We start from the raw sequence: 18,646 nt of genomic DNA, 5'->3' as shown, positions 1-18,646 counted from the left end.
CGGCAGCTTCGATTGACGAGAACAAAACATGAACTAAAATGAACTTATCAAGAACAACGGAGGTTCTCATGACTGCAGCGCGTAAATTCGCCGCCGGCCTTGCCGAGATCGCCTCGCTCGGCGTCTTCCTCGGCATGATCTGGCTCTGGGCCGCGATCTTCTCCGGCCCGCATGTCTGATCGCGGCAGGAGCCATCCACAGCACCGCGAAGGAATCCTCGACGCCGGCTGCGCCGAGGTTTCATAAGGGGAACGGACAAGACGAGTCGCGCGGCGGCGACGATGGGAGAAGGACATGGGTCGGGAAGCTGGCGAGGCGCGCATCCTCTCGGACATCGGCTTCGTCCATCTTCATGTCCATTCGAGCTATTCGCTGCTCGAAGGCGCGATGACCGTCACGACGCTCTCGAAGCTCGCGGCCGCCGATGGACAGCCGGCGCTGGCTCTCACCGACAGCGACAATCTCTTCGGCGCGCTCGAATTCTCGGAGAAGCTGGCGGGCGCCGGCTTGCAGCCTATCGTCGGCGTGCAGCTTTCGGTCGATTTTGCCGATGACGGCGACGGGAGCCGCAAGCCGGTTCAGCCGCAGCGCCTGCCGCATATCGTTCTGCTTGCCATGAACGAGGCCGGCTATGGCAACCTGATGAAGCTCGTCAGCGAGGCCGCTCTGGCAACCGGCGGGGCAGGTCAGCCGGTCACGACGGTCGCACGGCTCTCCGCCTTCAATACCGGACTCATCGCCCTCACCGGCGGCCATGGCGGGCCGATCGATACGGCGCTGCGCAGCGGCCAGCTCCCGCAGGCGACGGCCCGTCTCGCCACGCTCGCCGAGATCTATGGCGACCGGCTCTATGTCGAGATCCAGCGCCATGGCGGCGACGCGGAGGCGGGGCTGGAGGCTCATCTCCTGCGCCTTGCCTATGACGCCGATCTGCCGATCGTCGCGACCAACGAGCCCTTCTTCGCCAAGCCTGCCGATTTCGACGCGCATGATGCGCTGCTGGCGGTGGCGGAAGGGCGGCTCGTTTCGGACGGCACGCGCCGGCGCGTCTCGCCCGAGCATTATTTCGCTTCGCGCGCCGAGATGCAGAAGCGTTTCGCCGATCTGCCGGAGGCGCTGGCGAGCACAGTCGAGATCGCGATGCGCTGCCACTGGCGTGTCACGACCCGCAAGCCGATTCTGCCGCGCTTCGGCGAGGAAGGGCGGGACGAGGCGGAGGAGCTGCAGGAACAGGCCCGTGCCGGCCTTGCCGCGCGGCTGGCCAAGCACGGCCCGGCCGAGGGCTTCAGCGTCGAGGATTACGATAAGCGGCTCGATTTCGAGCTCTCGATCATCACCCGGATGAAGTTCCCGGGCTACTTCCTGATCGTCTCGGACTTCATCAAATGGGCCAAGAACCAGGACATCCCGGTCGGGCCCGGCCGCGGTTCGGGCGCGGGCTCGCTCGTCGCCTATGCGCTGACCATCACCGACGTCGATCCGCTGCGCTTCGGCCTGCTGTTCGAGCGCTTCCTCAACCCGGATCGCGTCTCGATGCCGGACTTCGACATCGACTTCTGCCAGAACCGGCGTGAAGAGGTGATCGAATACGTCAAGCACCATTACGGGCAGGAGCGCGTCGCGCAGATCATCACCTTCGGCACGCTGCTGGCGCGCGGCGTGCTGCGCGATGTCGGCCGCGTGCTGGAGATGCCCTACGGCCAGGTCGACAAGCTGACCAAGCTGGTGCCGCAGAATCCGGCCAAGCCGATCTCGCTGAAGGATGCGATCGAGGGCGAGCCGAAGCTGCAGCAGGCGGCAGAGGAGGAGCCGATCGTCGCGCGGCTGCTCGAAATTGGCCAGAAGCTGGAAGGCCTTCACCGCCATGCTTCGACCCACGCCGCAGGCGTGGTGATCGGCGACCGGCCGCTGGAGCAGCTCGTCGCGCTCTCCGTCGATCCGCGCACTGGCATGCGCGTCACCCAGTTCAACATGAAATGGGTCGAGCAGGCCGGGCTGGTGAAGTTCGACTTCCTCGGCCTGAAGACGCTGACGACACTGACCACGGCGGTGAAGCTCATCGCCCAGCGCGATATCCATATCGATCTGGCGCAGTTGCCCTTCGACGATCCGACGACCTACGCCATGCTCGCCCGCGGCGAGACGGTCGGCGTGTTCCAGGTGGAATCGGTCGGCATGCGCAAGGCGCTGGTCGAAATGAAGGCCGACCGCATCGAGGACCTGATCGCGCTGGTGGCGCTCTACCGGCCGGGCCCGATGGACAACATCCCGACCTATTGCCGCCGCAAGCTCGGGCTGGAGGATCCGACCTATCTCCATCCCGGCATGGAGCCGTATCTGCGCGAGACCCACGGCATCATCGTCTACCAGGAACAGGTGATGCAGGTCGCGCAGGCGCTCTCGGGCTATTCGCTCGGCGAAGCCGACCTGCTGCGCCGCGCCATGGGCAAGAAGATCAAGGCCGAGATGGACGCCCAGCGCGACCGTTTCGTGAAGGGCGCCATCGAGGGCGGCATCAAGAAGGATACCGCTTCCGAGATCTTCGATCTGCTCGCCAAATTCGCCGACTATGGCTTCAACAAGAGCCACGCGGCGGCCTATGCGGTGGTCGCCTTCCAGACCGCTTTTCTCAAGGCGAATTACCCGGTCGAATTCCTCGCCGCGTCGATGACGCTCGACATGGGCAACACCGACAAGCTCTCGGAATTCCGGCGCGATGCGGAGCGTCTGGGAATCAAGGTCGAGCGTCCCGCGATCAACCACTCAGGCGTCGAGTTCGACGTGGCCGAGGGCAAGATCTTCTACGCGCTCGGCGCCATCAAAGGCGTCGGACGGTCGGCGGTGGAATCGGTGGTGACGGCGCGGGCAGCAGGTGGTCCCTTCCGCGATCTCGCCGATCTCGCGCGCCGCATCGACACGAAGCTTGTCAACCGCCGTACGCTCGAAGCGCTGATCGCGGCCGGCGCGCTCGACGAGCTCGAAGAGGATCGCGCCCGCGCCATGGCGGCGATCGACGGCATGCTGGCGCTTTCGAACCGCATTCGTGACGAGGCGGCTGCCGGCCAGTTCGATCTCCTGGGCGGCGGGGTGGTCCAGGAAGCCTTCCGGATTCCGCAGGTCGAACCCTGGGCGCCAGCCGAGAAACTCAAGCGCGAGCACGAGGCCGTCGGCTTCTTCCTCTCCGGCCACCCGCTCGACGACTACGAGCATGTGCTGAAGCGGCTGCGCGTGCAGCGCTACACCGATTTCGCCCAGACGGTGCGCGCCAACGGCACGGGCGTCGGCAAGGTCGCAGTCTCGGTCATCGACAAGTCGGAACGCCGCACCAAATCGGGCTCGAAGATGGGCATCGTCAACCTGTCCGACCCGAGCGGGCAGTTCGAGGCGGTGCTGTTTTCGGAAGGGCTGATGCGTTTCCGTGACCTGCTCGAGCCGGGCAGGGCGCTGGTGCTGCGTCTCTCCGCCGTGCTCGACGGCGAGGAGGTGCGCCCGCGCATCGAGGATGTCGAGGTGCTTGATGACCTCGCCTCGCGGCAGAAGCAGGATTTGCTGATCTATCTGCGCGACGAGAAAGCAGTCGCTTCCATCGCCGAGCGCATCCACCCGCGCGAAGCCGTGCGGGCTGAAGGCAAGGTCTCAATTGTCATGATCCTCGACGAAGGCGCGCAGGAGGTCGAGATAGAGCTGCCCGGCAAATTCCCGATCAACCAGCAGATCGCCAATGCGGTGCGCGCCGCGCCGGGCGTCGTCAGCGTCGAACTGCGTTAGGCGTTCATCGCGGGCACGGTTGCCGCCTTGCCGCGGGCGTGCCGCTGGCGCAGGTTAATGTCGGTGGGAGGCGGGCCATGACGGATCGGGGCGGGATCGACAGGCGCGGGTTGATCGCGGGAGCGACGATCCTGACCGCGGCGGCGGCGGCGCGCGCCAGCAAGGCACAGGAGCAACCCGTGATCGACGAGCGGACCGTCCTCATCGTCGTCGACGTCCAGAACGATTTCTGCCCCGGCGGCAGCCTCGCCGTCGCCAGGGGTGATGAAGTCGTCCCGGTCATCAACGCGCTGGCAAAGCGCTTCTCCAACATCGTGTTGACGCAGGATTGGCATCCGCCCGGCCATTCGTCTTTCGCGTCGAGCCATACGGGGAAGAAGCCGTTCGATACGGTCCAGATGTCCTATGGCCCGCAGGTGCTCTGGCCGGATCACTGCGTACAGGGCACGAAGGGGGCCGAATTCCGCGCCGAACTCGATCTGACGCGGGCTCAGACCATCATCCGCAAGGGCTTTCGCCGCGAGATCGACAGCTATTCGGGTTTCGTCGAGGCGGATCGCCGGACGCCGACGGGCCTGACCGGCTATCTTCGGGAGCGCGGCATCCTGCGGGCCGTCGTGGCGGGCCTGGCGACCGATTTCTGCGTGAGTTGGACGGCGCAAGATGCGGCCCGAGCCGGCTTCGACACCTATGTCGTCGAAGATGCCTGCCGCGCCATCGATCTCGAAGGCTCGCTCGCCAAAGCTTGGGCAGAGATGGCAGAGCTCGACGTGACGCGGATCAAGGCCAGCGATCTACCGGGCTGAGGTTCAGGCCGATGTCGCGCGCGCAGCGCCTGCTCGACCTAGTCCAGGTGCTGCGCCGACACCGCCGCCCGGTTTCGGGGCGCAAACTTGCCGCCGAGCTCGGTGTCAGCATCCGCACGCTCTATCGCGACATCGTCACCTTGCAGGGGCAGGGGGCGCCGATCGAAGGCGAACCCGGGCTCGGCTATGTGCTGAAGCCGGGCTTCATGCTGCCTCCGCTGATGTTCAGCGAAGAGGAGATCGAAGCGCTGGTGCTCGGCTCGCGCTGGGTGGCGGACCGCGCGGACGGCGCGCTGGCGCTGGCGGCGCGCGACGCCATGGCCAAGATCGTCGCCGTTCTGCCGGTCGATATGGCCGGTCGCGTCGAGGAGGCGGCGTTGATCCTTGGCCCTGGGCGAAAGGCCGTCGATGCGCCCGAGATCGATCTCGCTGCGATCCGTCAGGCCATCCGCGCCGGGCGCAAGGCCGCGATTGGCTATAGCGACGAGAAGGGCCGTGTCAGCGAGCGCGTGGTCTGGCCAATCGCACTCTCTTTCTTCGATCATGTCCGCGTGCTCGTCGCCTGGTGCGAGCTGAGGCAGGATTTCCGGCATTTTCGAACGGACAGGCTCACGCGGTTCGAGACGCAGGAGAACCGCTATCCGCATCGCCGGCAGGCGCTGCTCAAGATCTGGCGCGAGAAGGAGGGAATTGCCGCATCGGTGTGATCGACGCTGCCGGAAATTGGCAGCATCCGATTCTAGTCTTCCGCTATCTCGAGACCTTGGGAGGCCATCATGTTCGACGCCCACTTCATCCTGCTTCATGTCGATAGCCCTGCAGCGAGCGCCCGCTTCTATGCGGAATTGCTCGGCAGCGAGCCGCTCGAACAGTCGCCGACCTTCGCGATGTTCGCGCTTCCCTCGGGAACGAAACTCGGCCTGTGGTCGCGCCATACGGTCGAGCCGGCAACGACCGGATCCGGCGGAGCGGCCGAGATCGCCATGGTGGTCCCGAGTCCCGAGGCTGTCGATGCAGCCTGTTCGGATTGGCGCGAACGCGGCATCGCCATCCTGCAGGAGCCGACGGATCTCGATTTCGGCCGCACCTTCACCGCGCAGGACCCGGACGGCCACCGGTTGCGGGTGTTCCATCCCTTTCGAGATTCCGAGCAGGGGTGAGACCGCCGCGTTCGGGCGCTCAGGCCTCAAGCGGCCTGAGCTGCGCCTGAACGCGATCGCGGCCGAGGCGCTTGGCCCGGTAGAGCGCTTCGTCGGCCTCCGCCAGCAACTGATCAAGGCCCCGGGAGCGCAGATCGCTTTCGGCGACGCCGATGCTGAGCGTCGGCGGGCCCGCCAGATCATGGAATTCGGCGAGCGCATCCTTGAAGACACCGCGAATGCGCTCGGCCACGCGGACGGCCTCGCGCACACCGACGCCGGGGAGCACGACCGCGAACTCGTCGCCGCCCTGCCGGGCAAGGATGTCGCCGCCGCGCAACTGCCCCTGTACGGCATGCGCGAAGACCCGCAGGATCTCGTCGCCAGCCGCGTGACCGCGCGTGTCGTTCAGGGTCTTGAAGTGGTCGATGTCCACGAGAAGGATAGAGACGCGCATTTCTCCCCGTTGCCCGCCCCGGACCTGCTGGTCGAGCCATTGCTCGAGCCCGGAGCGGTTCATCGCGCCGGTCAGCGGGTCGCGCCGGGCGAGTGTCGCCAGCATGCGGTTTGAGCGTTCGGCGGCGAGCAGGAGCAAGGCCTGCCCGCGCAGGATGATGAAGGCGACGCCGGTCGCCGCGAGCCAGGCATTCGCTCCGGCATCACGCGGGAGAAGCGTCGTGCCGACGCGATCGAACGCCGCGAGCCCCATGCGGCCAACATAGATCACGACTGTCGGGGCAAACAGCGCCGCGAGCAGCCATGCCGAGCGCAGCCGCTCCTCCAATCCGAGGCGAATGGCTTCCCTCACGATCGCGGCGTCGCAGAGGGCCATCACGACCGCAACGATCATGACCCGCGTCGCATAGCCCTGCTCACCCGGCGAGAGCGAGAGCAGGATCCAGACTGCAAGCAGGACGACTCCGAGGCCGAACCAGTGCAATTCGCGCCCGCCGAAGTGGCGGATCCCGAACAGCAGCAGCAGGCAGCCGGCCAGCATCGCCGTATTCGCGAATTCGATCGAGATCAGGTCCGGAATAACGTCGCGGAACGCTGCGGCGAGGAGGCCCGCCCCGATGCACAGGCTGCTCGTTCCCCACCATATCGGGCTGCGGGTGAAGCGCCCCGTCGCGAAGGTCATCAACTGCATCAGGCCAATGATGAAGCAGGTCAGCGCGCCGGTGACGAAGATCGTCCTGAGGTCGAGAATCATGCTCGCGCCGGCCCGTCTCGCCGCGGCGGAGCGGGCGCGACAGGCGTCTTTGCGCGCCGGGAACGACCGCCGTCCACGTCCTGCCCGGCCTGCATCGTCCTGGGTTGAGGAGCGGGCATGCAAGGGCTAGTCAGAATGCGGATGGGGGCGAGCATGGTTGCATGCTTGGGATCATGATAGCCCGAGGATATCCAGCATGAACTTTTATAAGTCGTTGATCGCCGCGTCAGCCGTCGCTGTTCTGGCCTCCACCGTTCCGTCCTTTGCCCAGACGCAGGCAGACCAGTTGAAGGTCGCCTATCAGGCCGCTCGCAACCAGCTCGGCATTCTCGGCTATTGCGCCGAAAAGGGCCATACCGATGCTTCCGCCGTGGATGCGCAGAAGAAGCTGATCGCGCTCATTCCCGCGCCGGCCGATGCCAGCGGCGGCGACGCGGCGGAGGCCGCCGGCCGCAAGGGCTCGATCTCGGCCATGGGCATGGAGCAAAATCTCGAGGTGATCGCCAAGGCGCAGGGCGGCACGCCCGCCGCCTATTGCAAGCAGATCGGCGATCTCGTGAAGCAGGTGGGCGCCAAGCTGCCGTAGCGGCGAAGGGCGGTTTCCCGCCCGCATCGGAGTGATCGACGAAGCGTCCCGCGCGTGTTGTCGGGCGGGGTTGCCACGAGCCGAGCCGGATTTTCTTGGTCGCTCCAGCTTGCAATGCGGCGCCATCCCTAGTAAGGCGCAAGCCATCCCACATGGAGCGTATCGCCTCTTTACCTACGAGGCGTTCCGGTGACGCGGCAGCTCATGCCTTGTTCATTCGCGCTCCAGAGGCTCAACCGGAAGGACTAGAACACCATGGCTCTGCCTGATTTCTCCATGCGCCAGCTCCTCGAGGCCGGTGCCCATTTCGGCCACCAGTCGCACCGCTGGAACCCCAAGATGTCCCCGTACATCTTCGGCGTCCGCAACAACATCCACATCCTCGACCTGTCGCAGTCGGTGCCGATGCTGCATCGTGCCCTGCAGGCTGTCTCGGACACCGTCGCGCGCGGCGGCCGCGTCCTCTTCGTCGGCACCAAGCGCCAGGCGCAGGACGCCATCGCCGATGCGGCCAAGCGTTCGGCCCAGTATTACGTCAACTCCCGCTGGCTCGGCGGCATGCTGACGAACTGGAAGACCATCTCGGCTTCGATCCAGCGCCTGCGCAAGGTCGACGAGCTGCTCAACGGCGGCGGCTCCGGCCTGACCAAGAAGGAGCGCCTGATGCTGTCGCGTGAGCGCGACAAGCTCGAGAAGGCTCTGGGCGGCATCAAGGACATGGGCGGCACGCCGGACATGATCTTCGTGATCGACACCAACAAGGAAGCGCTCGCGATCAAGGAGGCCCAGCGCCTCGGCATCCCGGTTGCCGCTATCGTCGACTCGAACTCGGACCCGGACGGCATCACCTTCCCGGTTCCGGCCAATGACGACGCCGGCCGCGCCATCCAGTTCTATTGCGACCTGATCGCCCGTTCGGCGATCGACGGCATCGGCCGCGCCTCGGGCGACCAGGGCATCGATGTCGGCGCCGCCGAGGCGCCGGTCGTCGAGGAGGTTCTGGAGCCGGTGGCTGCCGAAGGCCAGGTCTTCGAGACGCTGACCACCCCGCGCGGCGCTCCGGACGATCTGACCAAGCTCTCGGGCATGGGCCCCGACGCGGTCCAGAAGCTGAACGACGGCGGCATCTACCACTTCTGGCAGATTGCGGCGATGTCGCCGGCCGACGTGACCAAGGTCGACCACGACCTGAAGCTCGGCGGCAAGATCGAGCGCGAGGGCTGGGTCGCCCAGGCTCGCGAACTCGCAGACGCCTGATACAGACTGCATGATGGCGGCGCGTCATCGGCGCGTCGCAATCAGGCTTTCGATTTGACGCCGGCTTTTAGAAGTTGAGAGGACGCGCCGACGGCCGGAAACGGAGCGTCGGCGTTTCCCCATGCAGGCGTCCGCTTAAATCCGATCCGCGGCCGGTCCTTGGGGCCTGCGCCGCACCGACAGCAAGGACAAGACAGATGGCAGCGATCACCGCCGCGATGGTGAAGGAACTCCGCGACAAGACCGGCGCGGGCATGATGGACTGCAAGACCGCCCTTTCGGCGACCGACGGCAACATGGAAGCCGCCGTCGACTGGCTGCGTGCCAAGGGCCTGTCGAAGGCCGCCAAGAAGGCCGGCCGCGTCGCCGCCGAGGGCCTCGTCGCCGTCGCGGTGCAGGGCAACGAGGGCGTCGTCGTCGAGGTCAACTCCGAGACCGACTTCGTCGCGCGCAATCCTGAATTCCAGGCGCTCGCCAAGACCATCGCCGATGTCGCGCTGGAGCGTGGCGGCGATGTCGAGGCGCTGCTCGGCCATCACTATCCGGGCGGCGGCTCGGTCCAGGACGCCATCGCCAACGCCATCGCCACCATCGGCGAGAACATGACCTTGCGCCGCGTTTCCTCGCTCAAGGTCTCCTCGGGCGTGATCGGCTCCTATGTCCATGGCGCGATCGCCGACGGCCTCGGCAAGATCGGCGTCATCGTCGCGCTCGAGTCGACCGGCAAGGCCGATGAGCTCGCTGCGCTCGGCCGCCAGCTCGCCATGCACGTCGCTGCGACCAACCCCGTCGCGCTCGACCTTGCTTCGGTCGCCCCGGACGTCCTGGAGCGCGAGAAGGCGATCCTGGCCGAGAAGAACGCGGGCAAGCCCGAGCATGTCCTTGCCAAGATCACCGAGAGCGGCCTGAAGAGCTACGCCAAGGAATACTGCCTGCTGGAGCAGGCCTATATCCATGACGGCTCGAAGTCGGTCTCGCAGATCCTCAAGGAGATCGAGGGCAAGGTCGGCGCTCCGGTCAAGCTCACCGGCTTCGCGCGCTTCGCGCTCGGCGAGGGCATCGAGAAGGAAGAGCAGGATTTTGCGGCCGAGGTCGCTGCCGCCGGCGGCACCACGGGCTGACAATTCCGCGGATGAATGACAGAAAGGCCGCGCATCGCGCGGCCTTTTTTGTAGGAAGACAGGCCCGCTCCGATTCGAGGCGGGCCGCAACACGGACGGAGAGACATCGATGAGACCCCAACGCGTTCTCGTGAAGCTCTCCGGCGAAGCTCTTGCGGGGCCTGTCGGAAACGGGCTCGACGGCGGCACCCTGACCGCGCTGGCCGCCGATATCGCCCATGCCTCGCGCGAAGGCGTCGAGATCGGCATCGTCGTCGGCGGCGGCAATTTCTTCCGCGGCGTGCAGGGCCTCAACAAGGGGCTCGACCGGACGACCGCCGATTCGATCGGCATGCTCGGCACTGTCATGAACGCGCTGGCTCTGGAACACGCCATCGAAGCCGCGGGCGCGCCGGCCCGTGCGATGTCGGCAGTGCCGATGCCGTCGCTCTGCGAGAGCTACGCCCGCAAGCGCGCCCTCGACCATCTCAGCAACGGCAAGGTCGTCATTCTCGGCGGCGGTACCGGCAATCCCTACTTTACTACCGATACCGGAGCGGCGCTCCGCGCGGCCGAACTCGGCTGCAGCCATCTGCTCAAGGCGACGCAGGTCGACGGCGTCTACAGCGCCGATCCGAAGGAGGATCCGACTGCCACCCGCTACGACACGCTCACGCATGAGGATGCGATCAAGCGGGATCTCAAGGTGATGGATACCGCGGCCTTCGCGCTTGCCCGCGATGCGAGCCTGACCATCGTGGTCTTCTCGATCGCCGAGCCCGGCATGCTCGCCGCCGTCCTGCGGGGCGAGGGCAGGGCGACCTATGTGACGCCCTGAGGGGACTTCAGTAGGTCCGCCAGAGGCCGGGCGTGACCAGTTCGAGCATGTGCCCATCCGGGTCGCGGAAATAGAGGCTCTTGCTCCCGCGATCCCACTGCATGCGGCCCTCGACGGGGATGCCAAGCTGATCCAGCTTGGCCTCCCAGGCCGCCAGATCAGCCGCATCGACGGCAAAGGCGATGTGCAGCGAGCCGCTGCCGTCATGCGGCGGAATGCTTCCATGGTCGAAACGCTGGGTCTGCAACGATGCGCCGCGCAGGAACAGCAGCAGCACGCTCGCGCCACCGACGTCATAGGCGAAAAGGGTCTTGGTCTTGAGCAGGGGTGCGAGGCCGAGCTTCGCTTCGTAGAAGTCGCGGGCGCGGTCGAGATCGTCGACATAGAGGGCAGTCTCGACGATGCGGTTCAGGCGGGGCACGTTTTTCTCCGTGTTTCTTTGCCGGCGGTGCTGGCTTGCCGGGTTGCAAGCCTCTAGACTGATCTATGCATCCCGAGGCGGCGGACCAACCTGTCTGCCACGTCGTGGAGATTCAGCTCGATCCGCCGCTTCCCCCTTGCCCGGCCTGGGGGAACATGCTGTTCGAGCATGTAATTCTTGACCCTGGGCGGCCTCGCCGCCATGGTCGCGCCGATTTTGGATTATCTGCAAGGTCCTGATTGAAATGGCCCAGACGACGTTCGACCTCGCCGACCTCAAGCGCCGCATGGCCGGCGCGGTGCAGTCCTTCAAGGGCGACCTCGCCTCGCTGCGCTCCGGCCGCGCCTCGGCCAACATGCTGGACCCGATCCAGGTCGAGGCCTATGGCGCCCGCACGCCGCTCAGCCAGCTTGCTACCGTGAGCGTGCCGGAGCCGCGCCTGCTCAGCGTCCAGGTCTGGGATCGCAGCATGGTCAACGCCGTCGACAAGGCGATCCGCGAATCCGATCTCGGCCTCAATCCCCAGACCGAGGGTCAGGTGCTGCGCATCCGCATCCCCGAGCTGAACGAGCAGCGCCGCAAGGAGATGGTCAAGGTCGCGCATAAATATGCCGAGGAGGCCAAGGTCTCGGTGCGCCATGTCCGTCGCGACGGCATCGACGTCGTCAAGAAGCTCGAAAAGGACGGCGACATGACCAAGGACGATGCCGCGCGCAATTCCGATCTGGTTCAGAAGGCGACCGACCAGCACATCGCGGAGATCGACCAGGCGCTCGCGGCGAAGGAAAAGGAAATCCTGCACGTCTGATCCCAGCGCGGGATCGGTCCTGCGCCCTTCCGGTCGAGCGAGGCTCATCCGCATGTCATCCGGTCAGAGCGAGGCAGATGTGCCCAACCCGGCCCATGTCGCCATCATCATGGACGGCAACGGCCGCTGGGCGCAGATGCGCGGCCTGCCCCGGCAGGAAGGTCATCGCCGTGGGCTGGAGGCCTTGCGCCGCACCGTTCGCAATGCCAGCGATCTCGGGCTTTCGGTTCTGACCCTCTACAGCTTCTCGACAGAGAACTGGCGCCGCCCCTATGCGGAAGTCACCTTCCTCATGGGGCTGCTCAAGCATTTCGTCGAAAAGGATCTGGCCGAGCTATCGGCGGCCAATGTCAGGGTCCGCATCATCGGCAATCGCGAGAACCTTGCCGCCGATCTGCGCCGCCTCGTCGAACATGCCGAGGCCAGCACCCGCGCCAATACCGGCCTCGTGCTGGTGATTGCCTTCAACTACGGCTCGCGGGACGAGATCGTGCGCGCGGCGCAGCGCCTTGCCGCCGATGCGGTGGCGGGGCGCATCGACCCGGCCGCCATCGACGAAGCTGCGATCGCCGGCCGTCTCGATACCCACGACCTGCCTGATCCCGAGCTGGTGATCCGCACCTCCGGCGAGACGCGCATCTCCAATTTCCTGCTGTGGCAAGCCGCCTATGCCGAGTTCGTCTTCGTGCCGGTGATGTGGCCGGATTTCGATCGCGCCGTCTTCGAAGATGCTCTGGCGCAATATCGGCAGCGCGAGCGCCGCTTCGGCGGCGTGTCCACTTCCGCTGACCGCAGCGTGGGCGTCGCGTGAATGAACCCGTCCCAACTGCGCCGCGACCGGGCCCGGGCGAGCTGAAGCTCCGGGTCGTCTCGGCGCTCGTCCTCGCCGCGCTGATCCTGCTCGCGACGATCTGGGGTGGCTGGCCCTTCCGCCTGATCTGGATTCTGGTGGCCGGCATCGTGGCCTATGAATGGCTCGCCATCGTCAGCCGGGCCAACGCGATTCCGGCCGGCATCGGGGTGGTCGTCGCAGGCGTGGCCCTGACCTTCTCCCCGGCGAGCCCGGCCGCGCTGGCCGGCACGGCGGCCGCGGCGGCGCTGCTGGGCGCGCTGGCCACCCCTTTCGTGCGCTCTCGCCTCGCGCTTGAACTCTGTGGCGTCGGCTACGCACTCGCCTTTGCGCTGGTCACGCCGGCCATGCGCGATCTGCCGGGCATCGGGCTGATTCTCATCCTCTGGAGCTTTGCGGTGGTCTGGTTCACGGACATCGCCGCTTATTTCACGGGTCGCAGCCTCGGCGGCCCCAAGCTGATGCCGAGCGTCAGCCCGAAGAAGACGTGGTCCGGCGCGATCGGCGGCGCCGTGGCCGGGACGGTTGGCGGCTATCTGGTCTGGCGGCTGTCGCCGGCGTTCGAAGGGCTGACCGCGGCCGGCCCGGTCATTGCCGCGTCGCTGGCCGGATCGATTGTCAGCCAGGCAGGCGATCTGTTCGAATCCGCGCTGAAGCGCCGCTTCGACACCAAGGATTCAAGCAAGCTGATCCCGGGGCATGGCGGCTTTCTGGACCGGCTCGATGGCTACTGGGCCGTTCTCGTCCTGGCCGGGCTTGCGCTTTTCGCGATCCATCTCAACATCTGAGCCGATGCCGCTTCGTATTGTGACCCTTCTCGGAGCCACCGGCTCCGTCGGACGTTCGGTCCGCGACATCGTCGCGGAAAACCCGGAACGGATGGCGATCCGAACGGTTGTCGGCGGACAGGATGCGGCGGCGCTCGCGCAAGTCGCGATCGAAACGGGGGCTTCCTTCGCCGCCTTGGCGAACGAGGCCGGCGGTCCGGCGTTGCGGGAGGCGCTGGCGGGTACCGGCATCGCGAGCGGGGCAGGGCGGACGGCCGTGCTGGAGGCAGTGGCACGCCCCGCCGATATCGTCGTCAGCGCGATTTCAGGCGCTGCGGGGCTGGAGGCGACTTTCGCCGCGCTCCTGCCCGGCCGAACGATCGCCCTCGCCAACAAGGAGAGTCTGGTTTGTGCCGGCGAGGCGGTCATGACCCGGGCCGCGCGGGTCGGTTCGCGGCTGCTGCCGCTCGATTCCGAGCATAACGCGCTGTTCCAGGTTCTGGGCGCGGAGCCACTCTGCGCCATCCGCAGCATGACACTGACTGCGTCCGGCGGTCCTTTCCGGACCTGGAGCGCGGAGCGTATCGCCGCGGCCGGACCGGAGGAGGCGCTCAAGCATCCGAACTATGCGATGGGTGCCAAGATCACCGTCGATTCGGCGAGCATGATGAACAAGGGGCTCGAGCTAATCGAGGCCCGCTTCCTGTTCGGGCTGGAAGCGGATCAGCTCGACGTGCTCGTTCATCCCCAGCAGATCGTCCACGGGCTGGTCACTTTCCGGGATGGTTCGGTGAGTGCGGGCATGGCCCTGCCGGACATGCGGGTTGCTGCGGCCCATTGTCTCGGCATCGATGGCCGCCTCGATGCGCCGCCGACGCGGTTCCTCGATTTGGCGGCTGCGGCGCCGCTTAGTTTCGAGAGACCGGATCTCGACCGGTTTCCTGCGCTCGGCCTTGCGATAGCCGCGTTGCGCGAAGGGGGCGCCATGCCCGCCGTGCTCAACGCCGCAAATGAAGTGGCCGTTGCGGCGTTTCTGGCCGGGCGGCTGCGCTTTGCGGGAATTCCGGCGCTTGTCGAGGCGGTCTGCGCTGCCATGCCTGCGGCTGGAGAAGCGCCACTCGATGTCGCGGCCGCGCTGGCCGTTGACCAAGATTCCAGACGCCGCGCCGCCTCGCTCTTGTCGCAAGCGCCGTTCACTGCCACCTAAGGACGAGGAACGGGAGAGTTCGATGGAATTTGCGGCGTCACTCTGGAATGCCGGGCATTTTGCGCTCGGCTATCTGCTGCCGTTCCTGTTCGTTCTCACGCTTGTCGTCTTCGTTCACGAACTCGGGCATTTTCTGGTCGGCCGCTGGTGCGGCGTCGACGTGCAGACTTTCTCGATCGGCTTCGGCCGGGAGCTGTTCGGTTTTAATGACCGACATGGCACGCGCTGGCGCTTCGCGCTCATCCCACTTGGCGGATATGTGAAATTCTCGGGCGATGCGGATGCGGCGAGCGCCCCCGATGACGCGGCTGTCCGGCGAATGACGCCGGAGGAGCGCGCCCGTTCGCTTCCGGCGCAGTCGATAGCCGAACGCGCGGCCATCGTCGCCGCCGGCCCGATCGCCAATTTCCTGCTGGCGATTCTGATCTTCGCGGGCACGACCTTCTTGTTCGGCAAGCAGGTGCTGATTCCGCGCGTTGATGCCGTCGTGGCCGGGAGCGCTGCGGAAACCGCCGGGCTCAAGGCTGGCGACATCGTCATTGCGATCGACGGGCACAAGATCGACAGCTTCTCCGAGATGCAGCGCATCATCTCGACCAGGCCGGAGGAGCGCCTGACCGTCACCGTGGATCGCAGCGGCCGCGCGCTGGATCTGCCGGTCACGCCGGCGCTCTCGGAGCAGAAGACGCCGGTCGGGACGCAGCGCATCGGCGTCATCGGCGTCAGGGCTTCGCCGAAGCCCGAGGACTGGACGACCCAGCGCTTCGGCGCGATCGATTCACTGCGGATGGGCGTCACCGAGACCTGGTTCGTCGTCACCCGCACCTATGACTATATCGCGAAGCTGGTGAGCGGGCGCGAATCCACCGACCAACTCTCCGGGCCGATTCGGATCGCCCAGGTTTCCGGCCTCGTTGCTTCCAGTGGCGGCTTGCTCGGGCTGATCAATCTCGCGGCAATCCTGTCCGTTTCGATCGGGCTGATGAATCTCCTCCCGGTGCCGATGCTCGATGGCGGCCACCTCATGTTTTACCTCTATGAGGCGCTGCGCGGCCGTCCGCTGAGCCCGCGGGCGCAGGAAATCGGCTTCCGGCTGGGGCTTGCCCTTGTGCTCATGCTGATGCTGTTCGTGACCTGGAACGACATCGTCCACGTGCGTGGAATGCTCTGAAATCCGGCTGGCGCGGCACTTTGGGGCAAAATCGCGGCAGGCCGCGTGGCCTGTCCGCAACGAGGTCGTTAAAAATCTTTTGTTAACGATGATCCCGGTTTGCACCCTGCTGGAAACTTTGTAGAAGCGATTGAACCGCAATGTCCCCGTGCTGCCGTCGTCTGACGGCGGTCCCCGCTTGGGGGTGGTGACCAGAGATATGGAATAGGCGACCCGATGACGTCGACCCAACAGAGCCGGCCGACCAAACTGCGGCTCTCTCGATCGATCGGACTTTCGGCTTTGATGCTGGCCGTGAGTGGTGGTGTGGCGTTCGCGCAGGCTGTTGTCGTTCACGGCAACCGGCGCGTCGATGCGGAGACCATCCGCTCCTATGCGGCCGGGCGCGAGAACCCTCAGGAGATTCGCGAGAGCCTTCTCGCCACGGGCCTGTTCAGCAATGTCCAGGTCACGCGCCGCGGCTCGCAGACCGTCGTGACGGTCCAGGAGCAGAACGGCACGGTAAACCGCGTCGCTTTCGAGGGTAACCGTCGCCTGAAGAGCGATCAGCTCGCGCCGTTGGTGCAGTCGCGCGCCGGTGGTCCGCTCAGCCAGGCGCTCATCGATTCCGACATCCAGCGCCTGCGCGAGGCCTATCGCCGCGCCGGCTATGGCCTCTCCTCGGTCACCGGCCGCATCGCGCCGTTGCCGAATGGCCGCCAGGACGTGGTCTTCACGATCAACGAGAGCGGCAAGACCGGCATCAAGTCGATCAATTTCACTGGCAACGAGGCTTACTCGGCGAGCCGGCTGCGCGGCTTGATGAGCTCGACCGAGTCGAACTTCCTGAGCTGGATCAAGACCTCCGACGTTTACGATCCGGACCGGATCAGCTCCGACCTCGACCTCATCCGGCGTTTCTACCTGAAGAACGGCTTTGCCGATTTCCAGGTCGTCAATAACACCGCTCGCTTCGACGACGCGGCCGGCGGTTGGGTCGTCGACATCCAGATCGAGGAAGGTCCGCAATACAAGGTCGGCAACGTCGCCGTCGATTCCGCGTTGCGCGATGTCGATCAGGCGGCGCTTCAGCGCTATGTCGCGACGTCGGCGGGCGATACCTACAACGCCGAAGCGGTGGAGAAGTCGCTGGTTGCGCTGACGACCGAGGTTGCGCGTCGCGGCCATGCCTTCGCCCAGGTTCGTCCGCGCGGCGATCGCGATGCGTCCGGCCGTACGATCGGCATCACCTATGTCGTCGACGAAGGTCCGCGGGTCTATGTCGAGCGCATCAATGTGCGCGGCAACACCCGTACCCGCGACTATGTGGTTCGCCGCGAGCTCGATCTCGGCGAGGGTGATGCCTACAACAAGGTGATGATCGACCGCGCCGAGCGCCGTCTCAACAATCTCGGCTTCTTCAACAAGGTCCGGATCACCAACGAGCCCGGCTCGGCACCGGATCGCGTCATTCTCAATATCGACGTCGAGGACAAGGCGACCGGTTCGTTCTCCATCGCCGGTGGCTATTCGACCTCGGACGGTGTCATCGGCGAAGTCTCGCTGTCGGAGTCGAACTTCCTCGGTCGCGGTCAGTTCGTCCGCATCGCGGGCACGCTCGGCCAACGCACGCAGGGCATCGATTTCTCGTTCACCGAGCCCTATTTCCTGGGCTATCGCGTGGCGGCCGGTATCGACCTGTTCTCGAAGTACAACGACAACTACAACACCGGCCGTTTCGAGAGCCGTGTGAATGGCGGTCAGCTGCGCTTCACCTTCCCGATCACGGAAGAGTTCTCGATCACGCCGCGCTACTCGCTCTACCAGACCAACATCACCATTCCGAACGACGTCAATCGTCCCTATAACGATTGTACCTTTCCGATCCCCGGCATTACGCCGACGGGCGGCCCCACCGATATCTACAACTGTGTGACCAACGGCGAAGCGACGGTGGCGGTCAAGGAAGCGCAGGGCGACACCCTGACTTCACTCGTCGGCCTGAACTTCAACTACAATTCGCTCGATAGCGTGCAGAGCCCGCGCAACGGCTTCATCGCGGAGCTGAAGCCGGAATTCGCCGGCCTCGGTGGCGACTCCAAGTTCCTCCGTGTCGCGGCCGACGCGCGCTACTACCGCGAGATCTTCGACGACGTCGTCGGCTTCGTCCGCGTACAGGGCGGCCACGTTCAGGCGACCAGCGGCAACCTGCGCATGGTCGACCACTACTTCCTCGGACCGACACTGGTTCGCGGTTTCGCGCCGTCCGGCATCGGGCCGCGCGACGTGCTGAACGACCCGACCGCGAACGCCGTGGGTGGCACCACCTATTTCGGCGGCACCGTCGAGGTGCAGTTCCCGATCTGGGGCCTGCCGCGGGATATCGGTCTGCGGGGCGCAGTCTTCGCCGACGCCGGCACGCTGTTCAATTACGACGGCGGTTCGAAGTCGGTCATCTTCAACTGCCCGGCTGGTTCGGAGGCGCGTCAGTTCAACGTCGTCACCGGCGGCGCGCAGAGCAACGTCGCTTGTATTCGCGACAAGAACATCCTGCGTTCGTCGGTCGGCGTCAGCTTGCTCTGGCAGTCGCCGCTCGGTCCGATCCGGTTCGATTACGCCTATGCTCTGACCAAGGACGACGGTCAGTACGGCGTCAACCCGACCACCGGTCTGGCCGGAAAATACGGCGGCGACCGTCTCCAGGCCTTCCGCTTCTCGGGCGGCACCCGCTTCTGACGC

16 protein-coding genes are annotated in these 18,646 nt (G+C 65.8%); 14 read left to right on the top strand and 2 right to left on the bottom strand.

Annotated features, from left to right (window positions below):
• The first annotated feature begins 294 nt into the window (after window positions 1-294).
• The 4 genes from dnaE to AB4Z16_RS17440 all read left to right on the top strand — a co-directional run bounded on the left by dnaE (window position 295) and on the right by AB4Z16_RS17440 (window position 5,734).
• Window positions 295-3,768, top strand: a complete 3,474-nt coding sequence (dnaE, locus tag AB4Z16_RS17455; protein WP_441512634.1) for a DNA polymerase III subunit alpha — start codon at window positions 295-297, stop codon at window positions 3,766-3,768.
• A gap of 77 nt (window positions 3,769-3,845) precedes the next feature.
• On the top strand, window positions 3,846-4,574 hold the full coding sequence (gene pncA, locus AB4Z16_RS17450) for a bifunctional nicotinamidase/pyrazinamidase (protein WP_441512633.1): 729 nt from the start codon (window positions 3,846-3,848) through the stop codon (window positions 4,572-4,574).
• Between the two features lie 11 nt (window positions 4,575-4,585).
• Window positions 4,586-5,281, top strand: coding sequence for a helix-turn-helix transcriptional regulator (locus tag AB4Z16_RS17445; RefSeq protein ID WP_441512632.1), 696 nt, complete (start codon window positions 4,586-4,588; stop codon window positions 5,279-5,281).
• Window positions 5,282-5,350: 69 nt separating this feature from the next.
• Entirely contained in the window at window positions 5,351-5,734 is a 384-nt protein-coding gene (locus AB4Z16_RS17440; protein ID WP_441512631.1) for a VOC family protein, read from the top strand.
• Between the two features lie 19 nt (window positions 5,735-5,753).
• On the opposite strand, the gene AB4Z16_RS17435 is transcribed toward AB4Z16_RS17440, so the two are convergent.
• Window positions 5,754-6,923, bottom strand: coding sequence for a GGDEF domain-containing protein (locus tag AB4Z16_RS17435; RefSeq protein WP_441512630.1), 1,170 nt, complete (start codon window positions 6,921-6,923; stop codon window positions 5,754-5,756).
• Window positions 6,924-7,119: 196 nt separating this feature from the next.
• Here AB4Z16_RS17435 and AB4Z16_RS17430 point away from each other — a divergent pair, with 196 nt between their 5' ends.
• The 4 genes from AB4Z16_RS17430 to pyrH all read left to right on the top strand — a co-directional run bounded on the left by AB4Z16_RS17430 (window position 7,120) and on the right by pyrH (window position 10,704).
• On the top strand, window positions 7,120-7,509 hold the full coding sequence (locus tag AB4Z16_RS17430) for a pore-forming ESAT-6 family protein (RefSeq protein WP_441512629.1): 390 nt from the start codon (window positions 7,120-7,122) through the stop codon (window positions 7,507-7,509).
• Between the two features lie 255 nt (window positions 7,510-7,764).
• Window positions 7,765-8,766 (top strand): 30S ribosomal protein S2, encoded by a 1,002-nt coding sequence (locus tag AB4Z16_RS17425; protein ID WP_441512628.1) that lies wholly within the window; start codon window positions 7,765-7,767, stop codon window positions 8,764-8,766.
• Window positions 8,767-8,963: 197 nt separating this feature from the next.
• On the top strand, window positions 8,964-9,887 hold the full coding sequence (gene tsf / locus AB4Z16_RS17420) for a translation elongation factor Ts (protein ID WP_441512627.1): 924 nt from the start codon (window positions 8,964-8,966) through the stop codon (window positions 9,885-9,887).
• 109 nt (window positions 9,888-9,996) lie between these two features.
• Window positions 9,997-10,704 carry a UMP kinase gene (gene pyrH / locus AB4Z16_RS17415; RefSeq protein WP_441512626.1) on the top strand — a complete coding sequence of 236 codons (708 nt, stop codon included), beginning with the start codon at window positions 9,997-9,999 and terminating at the stop codon, window positions 10,702-10,704.
• 7 nt (window positions 10,705-10,711) lie between these two features.
• Here the strand turns inward: pyrH and AB4Z16_RS17410 are convergent, their stop codons facing one another.
• A complete protein-coding gene (locus AB4Z16_RS17410; RefSeq protein ID WP_441512625.1) occupies window positions 10,712-11,125 on the bottom strand; it encodes a VOC family protein in 414 nt (137 codons plus the stop codon).
• Window positions 11,126-11,369: 244 nt separating this feature from the next.
• Here AB4Z16_RS17410 and frr point away from each other — a divergent pair, with 244 nt between their 5' ends.
• From frr to bamA, 6 genes are all read left to right on the top strand, one after another.
• On the top strand, window positions 11,370-11,933 hold the full coding sequence (gene frr, locus AB4Z16_RS17405; protein WP_441512624.1) for a ribosome recycling factor: 564 nt from the start codon (window positions 11,370-11,372) through the stop codon (window positions 11,931-11,933).
• A gap of 52 nt (window positions 11,934-11,985) precedes the next feature.
• Window positions 11,986-12,744, top strand: a complete 759-nt coding sequence (locus AB4Z16_RS17400; RefSeq protein WP_441512623.1) for an isoprenyl transferase — start codon at window positions 11,986-11,988, stop codon at window positions 12,742-12,744.
• The gene (locus tag AB4Z16_RS17395) at window positions 12,741-13,571 is read left to right on the top strand and encodes a phosphatidate cytidylyltransferase (protein WP_441512622.1); all 831 of its coding nucleotides are present in this window, start codon (window positions 12,741-12,743) and stop codon (window positions 13,569-13,571) included. Before AB4Z16_RS17400 ends, AB4Z16_RS17395 begins: the two co-directional genes overlap by 4 nt.
• A gap of 4 nt (window positions 13,572-13,575) precedes the next feature.
• A complete protein-coding gene (dxr, locus tag AB4Z16_RS17390; RefSeq protein WP_441512621.1) occupies window positions 13,576-14,757 on the top strand; it encodes a 1-deoxy-D-xylulose-5-phosphate reductoisomerase in 1,182 nt (393 codons plus the stop codon).
• Between the two features lie 22 nt (window positions 14,758-14,779).
• Window positions 14,780-15,928, top strand: a complete 1,149-nt coding sequence (rseP, locus tag AB4Z16_RS17385) for an RIP metalloprotease RseP (RefSeq protein WP_441512620.1) — start codon at window positions 14,780-14,782, stop codon at window positions 15,926-15,928.
• A gap of 216 nt (window positions 15,929-16,144) precedes the next feature.
• The gene (gene bamA, locus AB4Z16_RS17380; RefSeq protein WP_441512619.1) at window positions 16,145-18,643 is read left to right on the top strand and encodes an outer membrane protein assembly factor BamA; all 2,499 of its coding nucleotides are present in this window, start codon (window positions 16,145-16,147) and stop codon (window positions 18,641-18,643) included.
• Window positions 18,644-18,646 lie beyond the last annotated feature (3 nt).

Source organism: Allobosea sp. TAF32 (assembly GCF_052113585.1).
Classification (GTDB): Bacteria; Pseudomonadota; Alphaproteobacteria; order Rhizobiales; family Beijerinckiaceae; genus Allobosea.
The sequence above is the reverse complement of the archived record's forward strand: the minus strand, read 5'-3'. Positions and strand labels throughout refer to the sequence as shown.

Bases quoted from the DNA above. Each gene is read 5' to 3' on its own strand.
- dnaE (WP_441512634.1), top strand. From the start codon at position 295: ATGGGTCGGGAAGCTGGCGAGGCGCGCATCCTCTCGGACATCGGCTTC.
- pncA (WP_441512633.1), top strand. From the start codon at position 3,846: ATGACGGATCGGGGCGGGATCGACAGGCGCGGGTTGATCGCGGGAGCG.
- AB4Z16_RS17445 (WP_441512632.1), top strand. From the start codon at position 4,586: ATGTCGCGCGCGCAGCGCCTGCTCGACCTAGTCCAGGTGCTGCGCCGA.
- AB4Z16_RS17440 (WP_441512631.1), top strand. From the start codon at position 5,351: ATGTTCGACGCCCACTTCATCCTGCTTCATGTCGATAGCCCTGCAGCG.
- AB4Z16_RS17435 (WP_441512630.1), bottom strand. From the start codon at position 6,923: ATGATTCTCGACCTCAGGACGATCTTCGTCACCGGCGCGCTGACCTGC.
- AB4Z16_RS17430 (WP_441512629.1), top strand. From the start codon at position 7,120: ATGAACTTTTATAAGTCGTTGATCGCCGCGTCAGCCGTCGCTGTTCTG.
- AB4Z16_RS17425 (WP_441512628.1), top strand. From the start codon at position 7,765: ATGGCTCTGCCTGATTTCTCCATGCGCCAGCTCCTCGAGGCCGGTGCC.
- tsf (WP_441512627.1), top strand. From the start codon at position 8,964: ATGGCAGCGATCACCGCCGCGATGGTGAAGGAACTCCGCGACAAGACC.
- pyrH (WP_441512626.1), top strand. From the start codon at position 9,997: ATGAGACCCCAACGCGTTCTCGTGAAGCTCTCCGGCGAAGCTCTTGCG.
- frr (WP_441512624.1), top strand. From the start codon at position 11,370: ATGGCCCAGACGACGTTCGACCTCGCCGACCTCAAGCGCCGCATGGCC.
- AB4Z16_RS17400 (WP_441512623.1), top strand. From the start codon at position 11,986: ATGTCATCCGGTCAGAGCGAGGCAGATGTGCCCAACCCGGCCCATGTC.
- dxr (WP_441512621.1), top strand. From the start codon at position 13,576: ATGCCGCTTCGTATTGTGACCCTTCTCGGAGCCACCGGCTCCGTCGGA.
- rseP (WP_441512620.1), top strand. From the start codon at position 14,780: ATGGAATTTGCGGCGTCACTCTGGAATGCCGGGCATTTTGCGCTCGGC.
- bamA (WP_441512619.1), top strand. From the start codon at position 16,145: ATGACGTCGACCCAACAGAGCCGGCCGACCAAACTGCGGCTCTCTCGA.